The organism is Phenylobacterium deserti (assembly GCF_003254705.1).
In the GTDB taxonomy this organism is placed as follows: domain Bacteria; phylum Pseudomonadota; class Alphaproteobacteria; order Caulobacterales; family Caulobacteraceae; genus Phenylobacterium; species Phenylobacterium deserti.
On record NZ_QFYR01000001.1, the window covers coordinates 1,709,369 to 1,731,239 of the forward strand.

Below are 21,871 nucleotides of genomic sequence, written 5' to 3' on the forward strand. Positions count from 1 at the left end.
AGGCGAATGATCGACGGCAGGAGAACGACGGCGGGCGTCGCGTTCGGCATCGGTGCGGGCGCGCTCTGGGGGCTAGTGTTCTTGGCTCCCGAACTTGCCGGCGACTTCAGCCCGTTGCAGCTGACGGTTGGGCGCTATCTGGCGTACGGCGTGATCGCCGCTTTTCTGATCGCGCCTCGCTGGCGTGGGCTGTCGGTGCAGCTATTGCGCCGTGACTGGATCGCACTGGGCTGGCTGAGCCTCGCCGGAAACACGGCGTACTACGTGCTGCTGGCCAGCGCTGTGCAGCTCGGCGGCATCGCCATGACTTCGCTTGTGATCGGGTTCCTCCCCGTGGCCGTTACCTTGCTCGGCAGCCGGGACGTAGGCGCAGCGCCGCTGGGGAGGCTTTGGCCTTCGCTTGTTCTATGCGCGGCGGGCGCGGTCTGCATCGGCTGGCAGGCGCTGGTCGGACCGCAAACGGGCGCTCTGAGCGCCGGCGCAGCGGGCCTCGCCTGTGCGATCGGCGCCTTGGTCTCATGGACAGGCTATGCCGTCGGAAACAGCCGTGCGCTGGCGCGTCTGCCCGCTGTCTCATCACATGACTGGAGCTTGCTGATCGGACTCGTCACAGGTGTTCAGGCGCTGGCGATGGCGCCCGCGGCGGCCTTGTTTGGAGCCGCGCCGCTCGACGGGCCCGGCCTCGTCAAGCTGACGGGCGTCTCGGTGAGCGTGGCCATCCTGGCGTCCATTGTCGGTAACGGATTGTGGAACCGCATGAGCCGACTGCTGCCTCTGACGCTTGTCGGGCAGATGATCCTGTTCGAGACGCTGTTCGCCCTGCTCTACGGCTTCCTGTGGGAGCAACGATGGCCCACCGGTCTGGAAGTCGCGGCCTTCGTTCTGGTGGTGCTCAGCGTCACGTCCTGCGTGGCCGCACACCGCCGCCCAGGCGCGGAGGCTCAGGCGGCGGCGATCGTTTAAGCGGCTGAGAAGGGTTCGTGCCGCCGCTCGCAGGCGCGCAGCACAGCCTCGCCAGGGGCGGCGGGATCTTCGACCCAGACCTCGCGAGTGACGACCTGCAGCACGCCGTTGGGTGAAGGCTCGAGGTGCAGCGTGCCGCCGACGTCCATGTCCAAGGCCTGCAAGGCTTCTTCGGTGAGTTCGACCGCGACGCGGTCGCCGATCTTTTCGACTTTCAGAGCGATCATGGTGGCTCTCCTGAAAGGCGTGGGGACCTTTGATAACGGGCCACAGCTCATTCGGCTGCGGCGGCGATTAGCGCCTTGACCGGGAGGTCGGGCTCGCCCAATGCCGACCCATGGCGGTCTACACGGACATCACCGACGAGGAGCTCGAAACGCTTCTCGCCGATTTCGACCTCGGCGCTCCCGTGTCCTTCAAGGGCATCGCAGAGGGCGTGGAGAACTCCAACTTCCTGCTGGAGACCGAGAGCGGCCGCTTCATCCTGACCGTCTATGAAAAGCGCGTCCGGTCCGAGGACCTGCCGTTCTTCCTGGGCCTGATGCGCTGGCTGGCCGAGCACGACTATGCGTGTGCGACGCCCGTCGCTGACCGGGCTGGAGAGATCTCGAAGAGCGTGCGGGGCAAGCCCTGCGCCCTGGTCAGCTTCCTGCCTGGACTGTCCGTGCGCCGGCCCGGCGTGGCGCACTGCCGCGAAGCCGGACGCGGGCTGGCGGAACTGCACCGCGCCGCTGATGGCTTCCCGATGAGCCGCGATAACGATCTTGGCCGCGCAGCCTGGGCGCCCATGTTCGCCCGCCTCAAAGGGCAGGCCGAGGAGTTGAAGCCGGGCCTTGCGGACGTGATCGACGCGGATCTGGCTTACCTGGCCGCGAACTGGCCGACCGATCTGCCGAGCGGGATCGTCCATGCGGACTACTTCCCCGACAACGTCTTCTTCCACGGCGAGGCCTTCGCCGGGACGATCGACTTCTACTTCGCCTGCACCGATGCTTTCGCCTACGACATCGCCGTGGCGCTGAACGCCTGGTGCTTCGAGGCGGATGGCTCGTTCAACATCACCGCGGCCCGCGCGATGTTGGCAGGCTACGAGGCGGTGCGGCCATTGTCGGACGCCGAGCGGGCGGCGATCCCGGTGCTGGCGCACGGAGCTGCGCTGCGCTTCTTCCTGACCCGGCTGCACGACTGGCGCGCGACGCCGGCCGGCGCGCTGGTGAAGCCCAAGGATCCGCTGGAGTACGAGCGCAAGTTGGCGGTCCACCGGGCCTCGAAGGACCTCGTCCTGTTCGGGACGGCGCGCGCATGACCCCGAAGGTGGTGATCTATACGGACGGCGCCTGCTCAGGGAATCCGGGGCCGGGCGGCTGGGGCGCGATCCTGATGAGCGGAACGCACCGCAAGGAACTGAAGGGCGGAGAGCTGGCCACTACCAACAACCGCATGGAGCTGATGGCGGCCATCCAGGCGCTAGAGGCCCTGACCAAGCCCTGCGAGGTGGAGCTGCACACCGACAGCAAGTACGTCCAGCAGGGCATCCACGAGTGGATCCACGGCTGGAAGAAGCGCGGCTGGCTGACGGCCGACAAGAAGCCGGTGAAGAACGATGACCTTTGGAAGCGGCTCGACGCGGCCCGCAACCGGCACAAGGTCGACTGGCGCTGGGTCAAAGGCCACGCCGGCCATGAGATGAACGAGCGCGCGGACGAGTTGGCGCGGCTCGGCATGAAGGAAACCTTGGCCGCAAGGGTCGCCTGACGATCCGAAACCCATAATGGGGCGCAAGTCGTCGCCGCAGATCGCCTTCTATGGCGGCCCGCTCAGGTTTGGTTAAGCCGATCAGGCTGAACCATAGGGGTGTGCCAGGGGGGCTTTGATGTTCGGCAAGCGTGCGGCGGCGGGTGATGCGGAGCTGCGGGACCTCCGCGCCAAGTTCGACGCCATTTCCCGGTCACAGGCGGTAATCGAGTTCGAGCCGGACGGGACCATCATCACCGCCAACGCCAACTTCTGCGCCGCGATGGGCTATGGGCTGTCGGAGATCCAGGGGCAGCGCCACCTCATCTTCATGGATGCAGGCGAGGCCGCCCAGCCAGAGTACCGGGCATTCTGGAGCAAGTTGAACGCAGGCGAGTTCGTCGCCGCCAAGTTCCGGCGGATCGCCAAGGGTGGGCGCGAAGTCTGGATCCAAGCGTCCTACAACCCTGTGCTTGATGCGGCGGGGCGCACGGTGCGGGTGGTGAAGATCGCCACCGACATCACGGAAGCGGAGCAGGTCGCGCGCAGCAACGAAGCGCGCAGGCTGCGGAGCGAAGAGCTGCAGACGTCCGTCGTCTCGACCATGGCGACGGCGCTGGAGCGGCTATCGGCGGGTGATCTGACCTCTCAGATCTCGTGCACCTACGACGGCGCCTACGCCGCCATCCGCGATAACTATAATGGTGCGGTGGCGAGCCTACAGGAGGCTTTGGCTCTGGTGCGCGACATCGCCGAGCCGCTGGGCCGCGGCGCCGATGAGATCGCGGGCGCCGCCCAGGATCTGTCCCGGCGCACGGAGAACCAGGCTGCGACCTTGGAGCAGACCGCCGCCGCCCTCGACGAAGTGACGGCCACCGTGAAGCGCAGCGCCGCCGGCGCTCGCGAAGCCGCGGAGGTGGCGAGCGCCTCCCGCACCCAGGCCGAGCAATCCGGCGACGTGGTACGCGAAGCGATCCAGGCCATGGGAGAGATCGAAACGGGCGCCTCGAAGGTGACCCAGATCATCGGCGTGATCGATGAGATTGCGTTCCAAACCAACCTTTTGGCCCTGAACGCCGGTGTCGAAGCCGCGCGCGCGGGTGAAGCCGGGAAAGGGTTTGCGGTGGTTGCTCAGGAGGTCCGAGCGCTGGCCCAACGCTCGGCTGACGCGGCACGCGAGATCAAAGCCTTGATCAGCGCCTCGTCCGAACAGGTGGGCAAGGGCGTGCGCCTGGTGGGCGCCACCGGCTCGGCCCTGGCCGAACTCGTCGAGCGAGCCAAGCAAATCGACGCCTTGATCCTGGAGATCGCGCGGTCGGCCGAAGAGCAGTCTTCGGGACTTGCGCAGGTGAACACGGCGGTCAATCAGATGGATCAGGCCACCCAACAGAACGCGGCGATGGTGGAGCAGACGACGGCCGCCGCAGGCGAACTGCAACGTCAGGCGGACGAGCTTCGCGCTTCGGTCTCCCGCTTCAAGCTGAATGACCGGAGCGAGGGGGCAGCCACCGGGAATCCCGTTCACGCAGCGCACGATCGGCTGCGAGCGGTCACCAGCGCAGGACGCTGGTAGAACTGTGACCGACTAGGCGCTCGCCAGGGCCGCTGGCTCCACGACGCCTAGTCGTCCAAGAAGCTCCCGCCGCAGGGCGGCGAAGCGGGCGGCCCGTTCCGGTCCGACGGCGGGCAAGTCCACGGACACGTCGGCTGCGACCTTCCCCTGTTCCAGCACAACCACGCGGTCGGCGAGCTCGATGGCCTCGTCAACGTCGTGGGTGACCAGCAGGACCGCCGGTTCGTGGCTCGCGACAAGTCGCTTGAGCAGGCCATGCATGCGGATGCGGGTCAGGGCGTCCAGGGCGCCGAATGGCTCGTCGGCCAGGAGCAACTCGGGCTTGCGGACCAGGGAGCGAGCGAGGGCCACGCGCTGCTGCTCGCCACCGGAAAGCTCGTATGGCCAGGAGGCCTCGCGCCCAGCGAGCTCGACCTCCGCCAGTGCTGCCTTGCCGCGTTCCCGGACCTCCGGGCCGGAGAGGCCGAAGGTCACGTTGTCCAGCACCCGCTTCCATGGCAGCAGCCGGGCATCCTGGAACACCACCGAAAGGCGCTCTGGCGCGGTGATCTCGCCGGATCCGATGGCTTCGTGATCGAGGCGGGCGATGGCGCGCAGCAGTGTGGACTTGCCGCAGCCGCTGCGGCCCAGCAGGGCGACGAACTCGCCCTTGCGGATCTCCAGGTCGACGCCGTTCAGCACGCCTTTGAGGGTGAAGCGGCGCGACAGATCGCGGACGCGAACGATCGGGGAAAGGGCAAAGGGAGCGGTCATTTGCCGAACGTCCTGCGCCAGGCCACGAGGCGGCGCTCTGCGGCCCGGACGGCCATGTCGGAGGCCAAGCCGAGCAGGGCGTAGACCAGGATGCCGACCACGATGACATCGGTCTGGGCATAGACCCGGGCGAGGTTGATCATGTAGCCGATGCCGCTGGTGGCGTTCAGCTGCTCCACCACCACGAGCGCCAGCCAGCCGCTCATCACCCCGAAGCGCAGGCCGAGCATGAACCCCGGCAGAGCGCCGGGCAGGACGACATGGCGTATGAAGTCGAGGCGCGACAGACCGACCGTTTCGGCGAGCTCCACGTATCGGCTCTCGATGCCGCGGAGGGCGGTGTGGGTGTTCAGATAGATGGGCACGAAGACGGCGAGGGAGATCACCGTGATTTTCATGGTCTCGCCGATGCCGAACCAGATCACCACCAGCGGGATCAGAGCCAGGGTCGGGATCGCCCGCTTCACCTGAACGAGGCCGTCGAACAGGTAGCCGCCGATCAGACTGAGGCCGGCGAGGAGGGCGACCAGAAGACCTGCGCTGACGCCGAAGGCCAGTCCTTGGGCGACCCGCCAGGCGGAGATGGCAAGGTTCTGCTGAAGGCGGCCCTCGCGGATCAGGTCCACGGACGTCTCGGCGGCGGTCCAGGGCGCCGGAAGAACGCGCGGATCGATCAGGCCGAAGAAGCTGCCCAGGGTCCAGGCGAACAGCAGCAGGGCCGGGCCCAAAAGCCAGCCGAGCGGATCTGCGACGCCGAGGCCTAGCCGGCGAGGGGCGGCGGGACGGTCGGCGACGGCCAGCACTGGTTCCGGCAGCAAGACCTGGGGCGGTGCAGGCGTGAGCGGCACGGCGTGCGCGAGAGAATGGGCGTTCATCGGGCGTCTCCCGAAGGCGAGGCGGCGGCGAGGCGGGTCGTTTTGCGCGCGTTGGCGTAGGCCTGCGCCACCAGGGGTTCGAAGCGGCGGTCGAAGAGGATCTCGGCCGGGAAGGGCTCGTGGCCGGTGGCTTCGGCCATCAGGCCGATGGAGTCCTGCTCCAGCCGGATGGCCTCGCTCCAGTCGGCGGGCACGATGCGTGCGCCTTCCGAGCGGACGACGTAGGCGGCGTCGGCAGGCGAGAGGCCCTGACGGCTCTCGTAGTAGAGCCTGGCCCACTCGGCGGGGTGGTCGTTTTGCCAAGCGAGGGCGCGTGCCCAAAGCTGAGCGTACTGGCGCAGGGCCGCAGCCTTGCCGGGTTCACGCAGCACCTCCTCGCGCACGTAGAGCATGGTGAAGTCGTCACGCTGGCCATGAGCGAGCACGCGAGCGCCGTCGGCGGCGTAGTTGTCCAGATACCGCTTCGTCGGCGCGCCGGCGCCGATCGGAGCGGCGTCCACCAGCCCGCCGATCAGGGCGTTGACATAGGCGTCTGCGGAGGTGGACGGGGTTTCCACAAGGGTGACTTCGCGAGTGGAGATGCCCTGATCGCGCAGGATCTTCAGCACCAACTCGCCCTGCGCCTGACCCTGGCTGTAGGCGATGCGCTTGCCGCGCAGGTCGCCGAGGCTGCGGATGTTCGCTTTCGGCGCGATCGCCAGTTGGAAGGTCGGCTTCTCCTGCCAGTCGGCTTTTTGACGGACGGCGATCATGCGGACCGGTATGCCCACCCACGTAGCGTGGATCGGCGGGATGTTCATGGCCGTGCCGCCGTCCAGGACCTTGGCGTGGAAGGCTTCGGTGACGTTGGGGCCGCCGGTGATCTCGGCGAATTTGACCTTGAAGGGCAAGTCGTCGAGCCAGCCTTCGTGCTCAGCCACGGCCTGGGTGATCGGGTCGCCAATCACCAGGGTGACGCCAGGGGGCACCTGGGTTGGAAGGGGCGCTTCGAGGGACAGGCCACCCGTTTGGGCGCCGACGGCTTTCGGCTCGCGGGTCGCCGCGAACACCGACAGCGCGCCCGAGGCGCCGATCAGGACCAGGGCCAGGAGGCCAATACGTCGTGTGGGCACGGCGGGCTCCTTTGAAACTCAGGAAGCGAAAACGGCGGCCCGTCGCGCGAAGGGCCAAGAGTGCGACGGGCCGCCGGGCTGCTGATCAACCGAGGACGTTGAACAGCTCGCCTTCGAGCGCCTGCGAGCGGAAGCCGTCAGGACCGGTAGGGAGATCACCGGCGACGGTGATGCGCCGCACGACGCGCGGAAGATCGAAATGGGCGTAGTCGATGGGGCCAGCGTGGGAGACGGCCTGGTTATCCCAGACCACCAGGGTGCCGGGCTTCCAATGCAGGCGGACCTGGTACTCGGGCCGCGTCAGCTCGAATTCGAGCAAGTCCAACAGCGCCTGGCTCTCGCGCTCCTTCAGCCCCACGATGTGGGTGGTGGTGCCGAGGTTCAGGAACAGGAGCTTCTCGCCGGTTTCCGGATGCACACGGACCAGCGGGTGGAGGGAGACGAAGGGGCCCGTCGAGCGCCCGTCGCGGCGTTGCACCCGGCGGAAGCCGCCATTCTCGTAGGCGTTGGTCTGGTGGACGGCCTTCAGGTCGTCGATCAGCTCTCGGATCTTGGGCGACAGTCCCTCATACGCCGCAACGAGGCTCGAGAAGAGGGTGTCGCCGCCGTAGGGCGGGATCTGCACGCCGTAGAGCAGCGAATAGCTGTTCGGGTTGGCCACAAAGGTGATGTCGATGTGCCAGCCCTTGTAGTCGCGCGGGCGACGGCCGCCGGGAGGCAGGTTGTCGTTTTCCGAGCGGCGGACGCGGTACTCGTCCACGGCGCGTTCCCAGATCTCCGGATGGTCGTGCAGGCCCTCGGCGATCGGATGCGCCGGCGTCAGCGGGCCGAAGTTGCGGCCGAAGACCTTGAGCGCATCGTTGGAGAGCTGCTGGTCACGGAAGAAGATGACCCGCCACTTTTGAATCGCCTGACGGATCTCCGCGAAAGTTTCGGCGTCCAGCGGCTGCGACAGGTCCACCCCAGAGATCTCGGCGCCGATCACGGGCGTCACGGGTTCAACGATGATCCGGCGCGGGGCCTTGGCGGTTGTGGGATCGAGAATGGCGGGCTGGCTCATGGGGCCTCCTGATGGTTGGCGCCAGGCGTTTGGGGCGTCGGCTTCTTATTCCTACACAACAGATGGGAATTAAGAAGAGTAGAAAATCTATCTGGCGAGTCGATGTTTCTGCGGAGCTGCCGGAAGCTGACTTCGCGCTAGCGAGCTCGGTCACCTACAAAGAGAAACCAGGCGTTAGGGAATGGATCACGCACGCGCGCGCGAGCGCACCGGCGCGCGATCAGCCGCTATCCAGCAGTCGTCCCGTCAGAATTCCTAAAAGGCTCCCGACAACCTCTGCCTTCAATTCCTAGGACAAGTAGGAATGTTCAGCGCTCCGACGACTGTTCCTTGGGGGCGACCTTGCACGACCGAACTTCATCCCCGATGCGCCGCCTTTCCCTGCGCCTTTCCGCACTCACGGGGGCGGGCGCGGCGGCGCTCTGCGCCAGCACCGCCTACGCGGCGCCAGACTCGGCTCCCAATTGGCGGACTGCTGCAACCGGGACGGCGACTTCCGCGTCGAGCATCGCCGTGGACGCCGCCGACGCGGCGGACCTCACCGAGGTGGTGGTGACGGCCCGGCGCACGGCCGAGCGGGCCCAAGACGTGCCGATCCCGCTGTCGGTGGTGTCCGGCGACGCCCTGGAACGCAGCGGCGGCTACACACTGGTGGATATCCAGAACCGCGTCCCAAACCTGGTCGCGTTCAACTCCAACCCGCGCAACTCCTCCGTAGGCATCCGCGGCATCGGCGTCTCCAGCGCCGCCGACGGTCTGGACACGTCAGTCGGCGTCTATGTGGACGGCGTTTATCTGGGTCGGCCCGGGATGGCGCTGCAGGACCTGATCGATGTGGAGCAGGTGGAGGTGCTGCGCGGTCCGCAGGGGACCCTGTTCGGCCGCAACAGCTCGGCCGGCGTTCTGAACATCACCACTCGGCGCCCGAGCTTTACGCCCGGCGCAACTTTCGAGGTCTCCCTCGGCGACTACGACTACCGGCAGTTCCGCGGCTCGGTGACGGGGCCGCTGATCGCCGATCGTCTCGCTGGGCGGCTGACGGTGTTCCGGACCGACCGCGACGGCGTGCTCAAGAACCCGCGCACCGGGGTGGCCGGCAACAGCATCGGCCGTTTCGGCGTGCGGGGGCAGTTGCTGTTCACGCCGACGGAGAGCCTGAGCGCGAGGCTGATCGCGGAGTATTCGGACGAGAATGACACCTGCTGCGTCAGCGTGGTGAACCAGGTGTTCGATCCGGCAATCTCAGCCACCACCCGTCGGACCCTGCAGGCTTTCGCCGTCCTGGGCTTCACCCCGGCGGTGAGTCAGGACGTCTACGACGCCAACGCCCCGCAGAAGATGCGCACCGACCAGAAGGCGGTGTCGGCGGAGGTGAACTGGGACCTGGGCTTCGGCGACCTGACCTCGATCAGCGCCTGGCGCTACTGGCACTTCGACCCGCTGCAGGACAGCGACAACACCCCGCTCGACATCCTCCAGAAGAACGCCGCCATCACCAAGGACTGGCAGTGGTCGCAGGAGCTGCGGCTGGCGTCCAAGCCCGGCCGGCTGACCTGGCAGACGGGGCTTTATCTGTTCCGGCAAAAGCTGAAGGACCACTACGTCCTCAACCAGTTCGGCTCGGACGCGGGCGCCTTCTACACGGTCTACAACCGGCTCTCGAACCCGAGCGCGCCCGTGGTGAACATCGCGGCCGGTTCGCAGTACCTGGGCGACACGACGGCGATCACGGAAAGCTGGGCGGTGTTCGGCCAGGCCAACTATGACCTGACTGACCGGCTGATCCTCACCGCAGGCCTGCGCTACACCCACGACGAACGGCACGGGACCACCGTGACCTCGACGCGGGGCACGCCGTACGGGCCGACCTCGATCCCGTTCAACTACGACATCACCGTGGACGGCGGGAATTGGTCGTACCTGGTCAGCGCCACTTGGCGGCTGACGGACCAGGTGAACGCCTACGCCTCCTATTCCACCGGCTACAAGGCCGCGGGCCTCAACCTGAACTCGTCGGTGTCCGCAGGCACGCCGTTGGTGCTCGAGCCCGAGGAGGTCCAAGACGGCGAACTTGGCCTGAAATCCAGCCTGTGGGGAAACCGTGCGACCCTGAACGCCAACCTCTACTGGGCGGAACTCACGGGCCTGCAGGCCAACATCTATCCGTCCAACGGGGCGAAGTCATACCTGGCCAACGTTGGCGACGTCCGAGCTCGCGGGGTGGAGCTGGAAGGCGCCGTCGAGGTCACCTCGCAGCTGACCCTGTCGGCCAACGGCTCCTACAACGACGTGAGCTACAGCGACTATCCGAACGGCCCTTGCCCGGTCGGCCAGACGGCGCCGTGCGACATGACCGGGCGGCCGGTCTACCAGGCGCCGCGCTGGACGGCGGCGGCCAACGCCGAGTGGCGGGGTGACCTGGGGAACGGGATCGAGCCGTTCGCCCTGGTTCAGTACAGCTATCGCTCCGCCGTCTTCGGCAGCGTCGACGACGCGCCCTACAGTCGGATCAAAGGATACGCCCTGCTGAACCTGCGCGCCGGAGCGCGGTTTGGCGATCGATACGAGGTCTCGGCATGGGTGAGCAACGCCCTCGACGAGTTCTACCTCGCCACCCTCGGTTCCGCGTCTGTGCCAGGCGCGGGCAGCTGGGGCGCCACGGGGCAGCCGGGCGCGCCGCGCACCGCGGGCGTCACCCTGCGCGCCGACTTCTGATACCTTCCCACAGACAGGAGACCGTCATGGTCACATCCGCCGATCGCATTCCGTTGGGCCCGCTGTCCGTCACCCGTCAGGGCTTTGGATGCATGGGTCTATCCCACGCTTATGGCCGAGCCGACGAGGTCGAGTCTTTGCGGACCCTCGACCGAGCCATCGAGCTGGGGATCAACTTCTTCGACACGGCCGACGTTTACGGACAGGGGCACAACGAGGATCTGCTGGCGCGGGCCATCGTCGGGCGGCGCAAGCGGCTGGTGATTGCTTCCAAGTTCGGCAACCGGCTCGACCGCGAAACCAGCGGTCGCCAGCTGGACGGTCGGCCGGAGTACGTCCGCACGGCGCTGGAAGGCAGTTTGCGGCGGCTGGGGATCGACCATGTCGATCTCTACTACCTGCACCGGCTCGACCCGCAGACGCCGATCGAGGACACGGTGGGCGAGCTTGCGCGACTGAAGGCGGAGGGGAAGATCGGCGCCATCGGGCTGTCCGAAGTGGACGCCCCGACCTTGCGCCGGGCGCATGCCACTGCGCCCATCGCGGCGCTGCAAAGCGAGTATTCTTTGTGGACGCGCGAGGTCGAGGCCGAGATCCTGCCGACCGCGCGCGAACTGGGCGTGGGCTTCGTCGCATACAGTCCGCTGGGCCGCGGTTTTCTGGCGGGCTCCGTGCCAACGGAAGCGGAAGATCGCCGCAACATTCATCCGCGCTTCAAGCCCGACGCCGTGCAGGCCAACAGCAAGCGCCGCGCAGTGGCCGACGGATTGGCCGAGCGGTTGGGTATCACGTCCGCCCAGCTGGCCCTCGCGTGGGTGCTGAGCAAGGGCGTGGTTCCGATCCCAGGCACGCGCCACATCAAGCACCTGGAGTCCAACTGGGCGGCGGGCGAAATCGAGCTGCATCCGGCGCATGCGGCGGAACTAGAGGCCGCCTTCCCGCCGGGTTCGACGGTGGGCGCACGCTATCCGGCAGGCGCGCCGGCGGTGCCTGGGCTTTCGCCGCAGCCCGCCTGAAGCTCCTATTCCGCCGGCGCCGGAACTGGAGACCGCGCCGGGGTTGGGGCGGCGGCGCGGGCGCGCTTCCTCTGGAGGACCCGTCCGCGCCGCTTCTTCGCCCAGATGATGATGCCCGTGACGCTGAAGGCCGCCACCGCCGCGCCGAGGATCGAGACGAGGATGCGACCAGGCACCCCGATGATCCGGCCCGAGTGAATGGGAAACTGCGCCTGCAGGAAGATGTCGCCGGCTGTCCCCTTGCCTGGAATGTGAGCGCTGGCCGGTGCGCCCGTTCGGCCGTCGAAGTAGAGCCAGGCGTTGCCCAGCCCGCCGTCGCCGTGGTCGTTGCCGGGCTCGTAGAAGCCGACGCCGTAAACGTCGTACATCGGTGAGTAGAAGAGCCCGCCCGCAGGGTCGGAGAAGCCGCGACGCGCCCCTTCGGCGACGGCGATCTCGATCACCTGCTGGCGTGGCAAGCCGCCCACCGACGGCTCGTCGAACGCTCGCGGCGTCCGCTCGGAGAAGACGTCCGCCGACAGGGGCGAGAACATGCTGACGATCGGCCGGACCACCTGGGTTCCCAGGTTCATGGACACCGAAGTGACAGCCAGGGTCAGCAGCAAGGCCCAGAGCCACACTCCGCCTGAGCGGTGATAGTCGAACATCAGGCGATAGCCGCCCTGTCTCCAGCGGAAGGCGAAGGACTTCTTCCAGGCCGCAAGGCTGGGGAAGGAGATCCACAGCGCCACGAAGCAGTCGATCGCCCAGGCGATGCCGATCAGCCCCATCAGCAACACGCCGATGTCCACGCCCGCCACGAAGGGCAGGGTGAGGCTGTAATGCAGCTTGTACAGGAAGGGCATGATGTTCTCGCGGCTGAGCGAGACGGCGCCCCACTGGCGGCGGGCGAGTTCGGCCCCGGTGACGGGATCCAGAGCAAGCTGGTTGTAGCCGAGCGGCTTGCCCTTGCCGTCAGGACCAGGCTTGGGCTCGACGCTGAAAACCACCGAATGGCCGGGCTCGACTGCCAGCGGCATGAAGGTGACCTGCAGTTCAGGATGTTCGCGCTCGACCTTCTCGGCCAGCGCCAGCGGCGTCATGGGCGCGCCAGCCGTCGAGGACTTGTAGAAGGCTGGGTTGATCAGGCTGTCCACCTCGTGGTCCCACGAGATGATCGCACCGGTAAGGCCGGCGATGAACAGGAAGGCCGCCGTCGCCAGGCCAAGCCAGCGATGGGTGGCCACCAGAACCCCGCGCATCCTGTTCTCCGATCCTGGGCGAGCGCTGCTAATGCGAGTTAATCGCATCTTGCGTCGTCAGCTGCAACTCATTCGCAGACCGACGTGCGCTCGACATGGATGCGAGTCGCGTTCCCTAGGTGAACTGCTTGGCGAATGCCGCCGCGGCGCCGAACAGGCCGGGCTCGGGCGTGGTGATCAGCTTCACCGGAATGGCGGCCATCATGCTTTCGAAGCGTCCCTTGGCGACGAAGCGCTCACCGAATGCCGAGTTGGGCAGATGAGACGCAAGGCGTGCGCCGACGCCGCCAGCGATAACCACCGCTTTTGCGCCTTGCGCCAGGGCCAGATCGCCGGAGACGGCTCCAAGGCTGAGGCAGAAGCGCTCAAGCCCCGCGCGCGCCAAAGGCTCGGCCCCCGACAGAGCATCCTGCCAGAGAGCCCGATCGTCGCGAGCAGGAAGCGGCGCGCCCTCGATGACGGCGAGCGCTTCGACGATGTTGGCCAGCCCCGGTCCGGCGATGATGCGCTCCACCGACACGCGCCGGTAGCGGGCGCGCAGGTGGCGCAGGATCGCGTCTTCGATGCTGTCGAGGGGCGCGAAGTCGATGTGCCCGCCCTCGGTGGTGTTCACGAAGTAGCTGTCGCCGCGCATCAGCACGTGAGCGACGCCCAAACCCGTGCCTGGGCCGAGAACGGTGATGATGCCGTCCGTCGGCAGCGAAACGTCAGGGCCGCAGATGTGCTGCAGGTCGCCAGGGCTAGCCTGGGCGACGGCGTGACCCACCGCGCCGAAGTCGTTGATCAGGACATGCCGCTCCAGCCCCAACTCGGTGCGGAAAGCGCCCGGACGGACCACCCAGGGATTGTTGGCCATCTTCAGGATCTCGCCATCCACAGGGCAGGCGATCGAGATGGCGGCCGCCTTGGGAATCGGTCGGTCCAGGGTTTGGGCGAAAGAGTTCCAGGCCAGCTCGAGGCTTCCGTGTTCGGCCGTCTTGAGGATCACCGGTTCGTCCACCGCCGCCACCCTGCCGGCCGCGATTCGCGCCAAGGCGAACCGGGCGTGGGTCCCGCCGATATCGACGCTGACGATTTCCTCGTGGGAAGCGATGGCCTCGGGGGCGGCGCGGAGCTTGGCTTCAGCGGGCATGTACGCGCCTTTACCTTGAGACAGCGTTGTCAGCCACCCCGACGCTCAACGAACGCCGAAATGTCACGGCTGGACCGCAACGGTGACTTGGAAGCAGGAACGTCGCTGGCGGCGGTTGTTTCCGCCGGGGGCGTGTCAGCGAGGCTCGGGAACTCGACTTGCGCCTTCCAGATTGCCGGCAGGCTGGATGTTTGGAGCTGCCCCATGAGCCAATCATTGCACATTGTCTGCCCGCATTGCGACGGTGTGAACCGGCTACCGGCCCTACGCCTCGCAGACGAGCCGCGGTGTGGTCGCTGCAAGCGCGCGCTGTTCACCGGCGAGCCCTTAGAGCTGGACGCTTCACGACTGGACAAGCACTTGGCCGCCAGTGACTTGCCTCTGCTGGTCGACTTCTGGGCAGCGTGGTGCGGGCCATGCCGGACCATGGCTCCAATCTTCGCCAATGCGGCGGCCGAACTCGAGCCGAGGGCCCGCTTCGTGAAAGTGGATGTCGACGTTAACCCGCAGGCGGCGGCGAGGTTCGGCGTCCGCGGCATCCCGGCGCTGTTCGTTCTGCACGGTGGAAAGGTGCTGGCGCATCAGGCCGGTGTCGGAGACGTGTCGCTGCTGCGCGGGTGGGTGGATCGTTTCGCTCCCAGGCTGACTGCAGCCTGACGCGCTGACGCGACGTCACGGTCGACCAGGTGCGAGCCTCATCCTAAGCTTACGCCGTAAGCGCGAGGAGACGCCTATGAGCGAGCATGTGCGGACCGATGTGTCGGGGGGCGTGCTGACCGTCACCCTGAGCCGACCGGAGAAAAAGAACGCCCTGACCCGCGCGATGTACCAGGCGGTCGCCGACGCCATTGAGAGCGCGGAGGCCGATCGCGAGGTGCGGTGCGTGCTGATCCAGGCGGAGGGGGACACCTTCACCGCTGGAAACGACATCATGGATTTCGCCGCTGTGAACGCGGGCGACGCCGCAGCCGCCCAGCAGCGCGTTGGTGGCAACCCCCTGCTGGCCACGCTGGCCAAGGCCAAGATCCCGCTGGTGGCGGCTGTGCAGGGGCGGGCGGTCGGCGTGGGGGTGACCCTGCTGCTGCACTGCGACCTCGTTTATGTGGCCGAAGATGCGCTGCTGACCACGCCCTTTGTGAACCTCGCGCTTGTCCCTGAAGCGGCTTCCTCGTTGCTTCTGCCCCAGCGGATCGGCCATGCGCGCGCGTTCTCGATGTTCGTGCTGGGTGAGGCGATCGACGGGCTCACGGCCGCCGCGTGGGGGATCGCCAATGCGGCGCTGCCCGCCGCGGAAGTCCAGGCGCGCGCACACGCCGCCGCCGAGGCGATCGCCGCCCGCCCGCCCGCGGCCGTGGCCATCACCAAGGCGCTGATGCGCGACGTGCCCGCCGTAAGCGAAGCCATGCAGGCCGAGTTCGGTCACTTCGCAGCTCAACTGAAGTCGCCGGAAGCCGCCGAGGCGTTCGCGGCCTTTGTGCAGAAGCGCGCGCCCGACTTCTCCAAGCTCGGCTGAAGGGCGAACCATGTCACTGCAAGGCAAGACTCTGTTCGTGACCGGCGCCAGCCGGGGCATCGGCCTGGCGATCGCTCTGCGGGCGGCTCGGGATGGTGCGAACGTCGTGATCGCCGCCAAGACGGCTGAGCCTCACAAGCACCTGCCGGGCACGATCTATTCGGCGGCGGAGGAAGTGGAGAAAGCCGGTGGCCAAGCCTTGCCGCTGGTAGTGGACGTTCGCGACGAAGCCTCCGTCTTCGGGGCGGTAGAGCAGGCGGTCTCCCGCTTCGGCGGCATCGACATCTGCGTGAACAACGCTTCGGCCATTCAGCTGACTGGCACTGAGGCCACGGAGATGAAGCGCTTCGACCTGATGCAGCAGGTGAATGCGCGCGGCAGTTTCCTCACGTCCAAGGCCTGCATCCCGCACCTCAGGAAGTCGGCGAACCCGCATGTCCTGATGTTGTCGCCGCCGCTGGACATGAGCCCGCGCTGGTTCGCCGGGCACACGGCCTACACCATGGCCAAGTTCGGCATGAGCATGTGCGTTCTGGGCATGGCCGAGGAGTTCCGCGGCGAAGGCATCGCCTTCAACGCCCTTTGGCCGCGCACGGGCATCGCAACGGCGGCCATCCAGTTCGCTTTGACGGGGGAAGAAGGGCTGCGCCACTGCCGAAAGCCCGAGATCATGGCCGACGCGGCCTACGCCATCTTCAACAAGCCGTCGCGTGAGTTCACAGGGCAGTTCCTGATCGACGACAGCTTCCTGTACGGCGAGGGCGTGAGAGACTTCGACGCATACCGCATGCATCCGACCGCGCCGCTGATGCCGGACTTCTTCGTGCCCGAGAGCAGCGCGCCCCCGCCCGGCGTGGAGATCGGCCGCGGGTTCGGAGTATGAGCGTCACAGTTCGGGCGGCGAGCCTTGCCGATGCTTCCCTGATTTATCAGTTCGTCCGCGACCTGGCCGACTACGAGAAGCTGCTGCACGAGGTGGACGCCACGCAGGCGGACATCCGCCGCGACCTGTTTGGCGAGGCTCCACGAGCCTTCTGCGATATCGCCGAGGCGGATGGGCAGCCGGTGGGCTTCGCCCTCTGGTTCTACAACTACTCGACGTTCCGCGGCCGCCACGGGATCTATCTCGAGGATCTGTTTGTGCGGCCACAGGCCCGCGGTGCAGGCGCGGGCAAGGCGCTGCTGCGCCGGCTCGCTCAGCGGTGTGTCGAGGAAGGTCTGGCGCGCCTGGAGTGGGCGGTGCTCGACTGGAACGCGCCGTCCATCGCCTTCTATGACAGCCTTGGGGCTGCACCGATGAACGACTGGATCACCCGCCGGCTGACCGGCGAGGCGCTGGAGCGGCTGGCCGGCAGCTGACCTATTCCAGCCGATCAGCCTTACGCAGGGCAGGGAAGAGCATCGCCCAAACGCCCGTGACGAACAGCGCGCCGACACCTCCAAAAAGGGCAGCTCCTACGGGACCTAGAAGGCGGGCGACCACGCCGCTTTCGAACTCGCCGAGCTCGTTCGAAGCGCCGATAAAGACAGACGAGACCGCCGCGACCCGACCCCGCATGGGGTCTGGCGTGACCAGCTGGATCAGGGTCTGGCGGATGTAGACGCTCAGCATGTCCGCCCCGCCCAGAACGGCGAGAGCTGCAACCGACAGCCAAAGCTGGCGCGAGATGGCGAAGACGCAGGTCGCCACCCCGAACATCGCGACGCCCGCGAACATGAAGTGACCGGCCTGCCGGCGGATCGGGTTCGCCGCAAGCCACAGTGCGACGGCGGTGGCGCCCATAGCCGGACCTGCGCGCAGGATGCCGAAGCCCTCGGCACCGACGTGCAGCACGTCGCGTGCGAACACCGGCAACAGGGCCGTCGCCCCGCCGAGCAGAACTGCGAACAGGTCCAGGGAGATGGCGCCGAAGACGATCTTCTGCCGCCAGACGTACTGAAGGCCTTCCACCATCAGCGCCCAGCGCGAACCCGGCTGGACCTCCGGCTTGGCGTTCTTGCGGATCATCGTCACCGAGAAGATCGCCAGCAGATAAAGGCCTATCACGGTGAAGTAGGCGTGCGCGGGCGACAGACCGACCAGCAACCCGCCTGCAGCGGGCCCAGCGATGGACGCCGTCTGCCAGGCAAGTGAGTTCCACGCGATGGCCCGGGGCAGCAGCTTCCTTGGCACCAGCATCGGGCCAAGCGCCGTGTTCGCGGGAGCGAAGAAGGCGCGGCTAGCCCCGAACAGGGCGGCGATGCCGAGCAGCAGGGGCACGGACGCCACACCCTTCCAGGTCGCGATGGCAAGCGTCAGGACGCTGGCGATCTCGCCAGTCAGGCAAAGCAGCAGCACTTTCTTGCGGTCGTGCCGGTCGGCGATCTCACCGGCGGGCAGGGTCAGCAGGAACACCGGCACGAAGGCCGCCAGGCCGATCATGCCGACCAGAAAGGCGCTTTCCTCGACAGAGCGGGTTTGCCGCGCCAGGGCGTACATATGCCAGCCCATGGCGACGCTCTGGATCTGGGTCGCGAAGCTGCCCGTCCAACGGGAGCACCAGAATAAGAGGTAGTCCCGTTCCTTGAGCAGGGCGCGGGCGGAAGGGACGACATCGTCCTGGACGTGTTCGGGCATGGGCCGGGACCCTGACGCGAGTGCGGCTGCACCGCAACCCTAGCTGCGCGCTGGAGATTGTCAGCGGATCTTTACGCATCCATGCGATTGACGCCGGCGCGCCGTGATCTTACGTGCGCGCTTCACGACGGCGGCCGAAAGGGCCACTGCGATGCTGCTGCGACGACGCCCGGCGCTGATGCGCCTCCCGAACTGAACCGCCCGTCCGCCGGCGCATTAGATGCGCCCGGGCGCGGCAGAGCCGTCGCTCCTTCGCAAGAATTGAACACAATGTCCGCCCAACCCCTGGCGCCGGCCCCGGCGCTTACTCTGCTCACTGAACAGCCGCAGCATTCGGCCGCCATCGAGGCGCTGCTTGATCGCGCTTTCGGCCCTGGCCGTTTCGTGAAGTCCTCCGAGCGGGTCCGGGAGATCGCCGACTTTGCTCCCGAGCTGTCGTTCTGCGCCTTCGAAGACGGTGAGTTGCTGGGCGTCGTGCGCCAGTGGCGCGTGCGCGTGGGAGAGACGCCCGTGGTCTTCCTGGGACCTCTGGCGGTCGAAACAGGCCAGCGTAGCGCCGGTCTCGGCGGCCTGTTGGTGGAGCGCGCGTGCGAAGCGGCCAAGGCCGTAGGAGAAGCCGGCGTGTTGTTGGTGGGCGATGTCGCCTACTTCACCCGCTTCGGTTTTGAGTCCGCGCCGGCCAAGGGCGCCATCCTTCCCGGACCTGTCGATCAGCGGCGGGTCATGGCCCTCCTGTTCGACGCCTCGACTGAACTCGCCGGCCCAGTGCGGGGGCGATGAGCGACGCTTGAGGCGGGAAGGCTCGGCCCCTAACTTTCCGCTCATGGCGGACAACCAAAACCCCCCAGGCCTGGACGGCGTGATCGCCGCGGCCAAGGCGCAGGCTCCTGGCCGTGGCCTCCCGCCGGTGCACCTGTGGGATCCGCCGAACTGCGGGGACATCGACATCGTCATCCGCAAGGACGGCCTGTGGTTCCACGAGGGCTCGCCGATCGGGCGCGAGGCGCTGGTCCGCCTGTTTTCCACCGTGCTGCGTAAGGACCCGGACGGCTTCTGGCTGGTGACCCCGGTCGAGAAGATGCGGATCGAGGTGGAGGACGCCCCATTCATCGCCACCCGCGTGGACCGCGTGGGCGACGCGTTGCGCTTCACCACCAACGTTGGCGACGAGGTTGAGGCCGGACCCGATAACGCCATCCGCGTTGACGTAGGCGAGGATGGCGAGCCGAGGCCGTACCTGCACGTGCGCAGGGGTCTTGAGGCTTTGATCGCCCGTCCTGTGTTCTACGAACTGATCGAGTTGGCCGAGGAGCGGCAAACGCCGGAGGGGCTTGCTCTCGGCGTTGCTTCCAACGGAGCTTGGTTCGCTGTTGGCGCGCCGGGAGCTCACCAGCTGTGAACGGCGTGCCGGGGCTGGACCGGACTGGCGAGCCGGATTTGAGGGACTGGATCCGCACCCATCTTGATCCGCTCGAAGAGCGGGACGCGATCCAGGGCGGCGTGCGCTCCGACTACGACCTCAATCCGCAACGGCCGCGGGAAGTCGGCCCGCTGACGCCCGCATCCGTGCTGATCGGGCTCGTGGAGCGGGAGGCGGGCTACTCGGTGCTGCTGACCCGTCGATCGGACACCCTGCGCAAGCATACGGGGCAGATCGCCCTGCCAGGCGGACGGCGGGATCCGGGCGAGACGCCTTGGGAGACCGCGTTGCGCGAGGCGCAGGAGGAGGTGGGCCTGGACCCCGCCTTCGTGAGCCTCGCTGGGCTGTCGACGCCTTACCAGACGGGGACCGGCTTCCTGATCACGCCCGTGGTGGGCTTCGTGAATGCCGGCTTTACGCTCACGCCTAACCCTGACGAGGTGGCCGACGTGTTCGAGACACCGTTCGGCTTCCTGATGGATCCGCAGAACCACGAACAGCATGAGCGCACTCTGCCGACGGGTGAGCGGCGGCGCTTCTACGCAATGAACTACGAGGAGCGCTTCATCTGGGGCGCGACCGCGGGCATCCTGCGCGCCCTCTACGACCGGCTTTATGGGGCCGCCTTTGCTTAGAGTCCTGATTGCCCGGGGCATTCTGTTCCTCCTGCCTTTCGCGGTCTGGTTCCTCTGGCGCGAGCAGGCGCGGCGGAGCGGTCGTCCAATGGGCTCGACGCCTTATGCCTGGCTGTTCGCCGCCGGAGCGGCGCTGGTGGCTGCCAGCCTTGTGGTCACTGCGGTGCTGCAGCCCAGCCACCGGGGACAGACCTATGTGCCGGGCGAGGTCCAACCGGACGGCACGGTCAGCAAGGGCCGTTTCGAACAGCGAACGCCGGCTCAGCCATGACCGCGAACCTGGGCCCGCTCGACTGGATCACCGCGGCCGAAACATCCGCCGTTCTCGACGCACTTGAAGCCGCAGGCGGCGCCGATTGCGCGCGTTTCGTCGGCGGCTGCGTGCGCAATGCGCTGATCGGGCGGCCAATCAGCGATGTCGACATCGCCACGACCCTGACGCCGGTTGAGGTGACAAAGGCGATCGAGGCCGCAGGTCTTAGAGCCGTTCCGACCGGCATCGAGCACGGCACCGTCACCGCCATAGCCAACCATCAGCCATTCGAGATCACCACTCTGCGCCGCGATGTCGAAACCGACGGGCGGCGGGCCGTCGTGGCTTTCACCGCGGATTGGATGGAGGACGCTCAGCGGCGAGACTTCACCCTCAACGCCCTCTACGCGCGCCGGGACGGTTCGATCTTCGACCCGACCGGCCATGGAGTCGCCGACGCCCTTGCTGGCCGCATTGTCTTCGTGGGCGATGCCGAGACACGGCTGCGCGAAGATTACCTGCGGTCACTGCGCTTCTTCCGCTTCATGGCTTGGTATGGGCGCGAGGCGCCCGACGCTGCGGCCGTCGCTGCGATCACCAGACTGAAAGACCCCGTCGCGAGCCTCGCGGCCGAGCGGATCTCCGCCGAGCTTCTCAAGCTCTTGGCTGCTGACGACCCAAGGGGCGCCGTCGCGCTCATGGCCAGCACCGGCGTCATGGCTGTGGTGCTTCCTGAAGTGGTCAGTCGCACGCGCTTCGAAGCGCTGGTGGAGGTCGAGCGCGGCCCTCTCCCAGGGGCGGAGCCGGTGCTCCGTCTCGCGGCGCTGTTGCCGGACGAGCCGGCGCTGGGGCGGCGCTGCGCCGAGCGCCTGCGCCTGTCCAACGCCGAGCGGGATCGCATTGAGGCAGCCTTGGACCCATCGCACCCTCTGTCGCCCGCGATGACCTCGCACCAAGTGCGTCAGGCGCTTTACGCCCTCGGCGCCCAGGCCTTCATCGATCGGGCCAAGCTGCTTTGGGCGCAGAGCGGCGGCGAGGGTTGGGACCGCCTCATCGAACAGGCGGCCGGCTGGAACCCGCCGGCTCTTCCGGTGAACGGCGCCGACGCAATGGCGGCGGGCCTTCCGAAAGGCCCCTTGGTCGGCGCGGCGCTGAAGCAGGTTGAAACCTGGTGGATCGCCCAGGATTTCCCCGCCGATCGCGATGAGACGCTTTCGGTCCTGCATGAGGTGGCGCGCGAGCTGACCTCCCGGTAGGGA

Annotated in this window: 23 protein-coding genes; 15 read left to right on the forward strand and 8 right to left on the reverse strand. The window is 67.3% G+C overall.

The features are described from left to right. Positions 1–6: 6 nt before the first annotated feature. Positions 7–963: a DMT family transporter gene (locus tag DJ018_RS08600; protein ID WP_111514402.1), complete on the forward strand. Its 957-nt coding sequence runs from the start codon at positions 7–9 to the stop codon at positions 961–963. On the opposite strand, the gene DJ018_RS08605 is transcribed toward DJ018_RS08600, so the two are convergent. Beyond that, the gene (locus tag DJ018_RS08605; RefSeq protein WP_111514403.1) at positions 960–1,190 is read right to left on the reverse strand and encodes a type III secretion system chaperone family protein; all 231 of its coding nucleotides are present in this window, start codon (positions 1,188–1,190) and stop codon (positions 960–962) included. The genes DJ018_RS08600 and DJ018_RS08605 overlap by 4 nt on opposite strands. A gap of 110 nt (positions 1,191–1,300) precedes the next feature. On the opposite strand from DJ018_RS08605, the gene thrB reads away from it, so the two are divergent. The 3 genes from thrB (at position 1,301) to DJ018_RS08620 (ending at position 4,270) form a co-directional block, all read left to right on the forward strand. Next, a complete protein-coding gene (gene thrB / locus DJ018_RS08610) occupies positions 1,301–2,269 on the forward strand; it encodes a homoserine kinase (protein WP_111514404.1) in 969 nt (322 codons plus the stop codon). Continuing rightward, entirely contained in the window at positions 2,266–2,718 is a 453-nt protein-coding gene (gene rnhA, locus DJ018_RS08615; protein WP_111514405.1) for a ribonuclease HI, read from the forward strand. Before thrB ends, rnhA begins: the two co-directional genes overlap by 4 nt. Before the next feature lie 118 nt (positions 2,719–2,836). Next, positions 2,837–4,270: a methyl-accepting chemotaxis protein gene (locus DJ018_RS08620; RefSeq protein ID WP_111514406.1), complete on the forward strand. Its 1,434-nt coding sequence runs from the start codon at positions 2,837–2,839 to the stop codon at positions 4,268–4,270. A gap of 12 nt (positions 4,271–4,282) precedes the next feature. Here the strand turns inward: DJ018_RS08620 and DJ018_RS08625 are convergent, their stop codons facing one another. From DJ018_RS08625 to DJ018_RS08640, 4 genes are all read right to left on the reverse strand, one after another. Continuing rightward, the gene (locus DJ018_RS08625) at positions 4,283–5,023 is read right to left on the reverse strand and encodes an ABC transporter ATP-binding protein (RefSeq protein WP_111514407.1); all 741 of its coding nucleotides are present in this window, start codon (positions 5,021–5,023) and stop codon (positions 4,283–4,285) included. Next, positions 5,020–5,898, reverse strand: coding sequence for an ABC transporter permease (locus tag DJ018_RS08630; protein WP_111514408.1), 879 nt, complete (start codon positions 5,896–5,898; stop codon positions 5,020–5,022). The genes DJ018_RS08625 and DJ018_RS08630 overlap by 4 nt, the downstream gene beginning before the upstream one ends. Beyond that, a complete protein-coding gene (locus tag DJ018_RS08635; RefSeq protein ID WP_111514409.1) occupies positions 5,895–7,010 on the reverse strand; it encodes an ABC transporter substrate-binding protein in 1,116 nt (371 codons plus the stop codon). Before DJ018_RS08635 ends, DJ018_RS08630 begins: the two co-directional genes overlap by 4 nt. 85 nt (positions 7,011–7,095) lie before the next feature. Beyond that, entirely contained in the window at positions 7,096–8,070 is a 975-nt protein-coding gene (locus DJ018_RS08640) for a TauD/TfdA dioxygenase family protein (protein ID WP_111514410.1), read from the reverse strand. Positions 8,071–8,583: 513 nt separating this feature from the next. Here DJ018_RS08640 and DJ018_RS08645 point away from each other — a divergent pair. Then, positions 8,584–10,785, forward strand: coding sequence for a TonB-dependent receptor (locus DJ018_RS08645; RefSeq protein ID WP_165842834.1), 2,202 nt, complete (start codon positions 8,584–8,586; stop codon positions 10,783–10,785). Between the two features lie 26 nt (positions 10,786–10,811). After that, positions 10,812–11,801 carry an aldo/keto reductase gene (locus DJ018_RS08650; protein ID WP_111514412.1) on the forward strand — a complete coding sequence of 330 codons (990 nt, stop codon included), beginning with the start codon at positions 10,812–10,814 and terminating at the stop codon, positions 11,799–11,801. A gap of 5 nt (positions 11,802–11,806) precedes the next feature. Here DJ018_RS08650 and DJ018_RS08655 read toward each other — a convergent pair whose 3' ends face one another. Both DJ018_RS08655 and DJ018_RS08660 read right to left on the reverse strand, forming a co-directional pair. Beyond that, entirely contained in the window at positions 11,807–13,042 is a 1,236-nt protein-coding gene (locus tag DJ018_RS08655) for a PepSY-associated TM helix domain-containing protein (protein WP_111514413.1), read from the reverse strand. A 115-nt stretch (positions 13,043–13,157) separates the two neighbouring features. Next, positions 13,158–14,174, reverse strand: coding sequence for a glucokinase (locus DJ018_RS08660; protein ID WP_111514414.1), 1,017 nt, complete (start codon positions 14,172–14,174; stop codon positions 13,158–13,160). A 204-nt stretch (positions 14,175–14,378) separates the two neighbouring features. Between DJ018_RS08660 and trxC the strand changes: the two genes are divergently transcribed. From trxC to DJ018_RS08680, 4 genes are all read left to right on the forward strand, one after another. Continuing rightward, positions 14,379–14,831, forward strand: coding sequence for a thioredoxin TrxC (gene trxC, locus DJ018_RS08665; RefSeq protein WP_111514744.1), 453 nt, complete (start codon positions 14,379–14,381; stop codon positions 14,829–14,831). 76 nt (positions 14,832–14,907) lie between these two features. Continuing rightward, positions 14,908–15,687: an enoyl-CoA hydratase-related protein gene (locus DJ018_RS08670; protein WP_111514415.1), complete on the forward strand. Its 780-nt coding sequence runs from the start codon at positions 14,908–14,910 to the stop codon at positions 15,685–15,687. Between the two features lie 10 nt (positions 15,688–15,697). Then, entirely contained in the window at positions 15,698–16,570 is an 873-nt protein-coding gene (locus DJ018_RS08675; protein ID WP_111514416.1) for an SDR family oxidoreductase, read from the forward strand. Beyond that, entirely contained in the window at positions 16,567–17,046 is a 480-nt protein-coding gene (locus tag DJ018_RS08680; RefSeq protein ID WP_111514417.1) for a GNAT family N-acetyltransferase, read from the forward strand. The genes DJ018_RS08675 and DJ018_RS08680 overlap by 4 nt, the downstream gene beginning before the upstream one ends. 1 nt (position 17,047) lies before the next feature. Here DJ018_RS08680 and DJ018_RS08685 read toward each other — a convergent pair whose 3' ends face one another. Further along, positions 17,048–18,304 carry an MFS transporter gene (locus tag DJ018_RS08685; protein WP_111514418.1) on the reverse strand — a complete coding sequence of 419 codons (1,257 nt, stop codon included), beginning with the start codon at positions 18,302–18,304 and terminating at the stop codon, positions 17,048–17,050. A 270-nt stretch (positions 18,305–18,574) separates the two neighbouring features. Here DJ018_RS08685 and DJ018_RS08690 point away from each other — a divergent pair, with 270 nt between their 5' ends. From DJ018_RS08690 to DJ018_RS08710, 5 genes are read left to right on the forward strand one after another with little or no spacing between them, the layout of a single operon-like run. Next, positions 18,575–19,084 carry a GNAT family N-acetyltransferase gene (locus DJ018_RS08690; protein WP_111514419.1) on the forward strand — a complete coding sequence of 170 codons (510 nt, stop codon included), beginning with the start codon at positions 18,575–18,577 and terminating at the stop codon, positions 19,082–19,084. 43 nt (positions 19,085–19,127) lie between these two features. Further along, the gene (locus tag DJ018_RS08695) at positions 19,128–19,703 is read left to right on the forward strand and encodes a DUF1285 domain-containing protein (RefSeq protein ID WP_111514420.1); all 576 of its coding nucleotides are present in this window, start codon (positions 19,128–19,130) and stop codon (positions 19,701–19,703) included. Beyond that, positions 19,700–20,359 carry a CoA pyrophosphatase gene (locus DJ018_RS08700; RefSeq protein WP_240609484.1) on the forward strand — a complete coding sequence of 220 codons (660 nt, stop codon included), beginning with the start codon at positions 19,700–19,702 and terminating at the stop codon, positions 20,357–20,359. Before DJ018_RS08695 ends, DJ018_RS08700 begins: the two co-directional genes overlap by 4 nt. After that, a complete protein-coding gene (locus tag DJ018_RS19690; protein ID WP_476742283.1) occupies positions 20,340–20,630 on the forward strand; it encodes a DUF6111 family protein in 291 nt (96 codons plus the stop codon). The genes DJ018_RS08700 and DJ018_RS19690 overlap by 20 nt, the downstream gene beginning before the upstream one ends. Next, a complete protein-coding gene (locus DJ018_RS08710) occupies positions 20,627–21,868 on the forward strand; it encodes a CCA tRNA nucleotidyltransferase (protein ID WP_111514422.1) in 1,242 nt (413 codons plus the stop codon). Before DJ018_RS19690 ends, DJ018_RS08710 begins: the two co-directional genes overlap by 4 nt. Positions 21,869–21,871 lie beyond the last annotated feature (3 nt).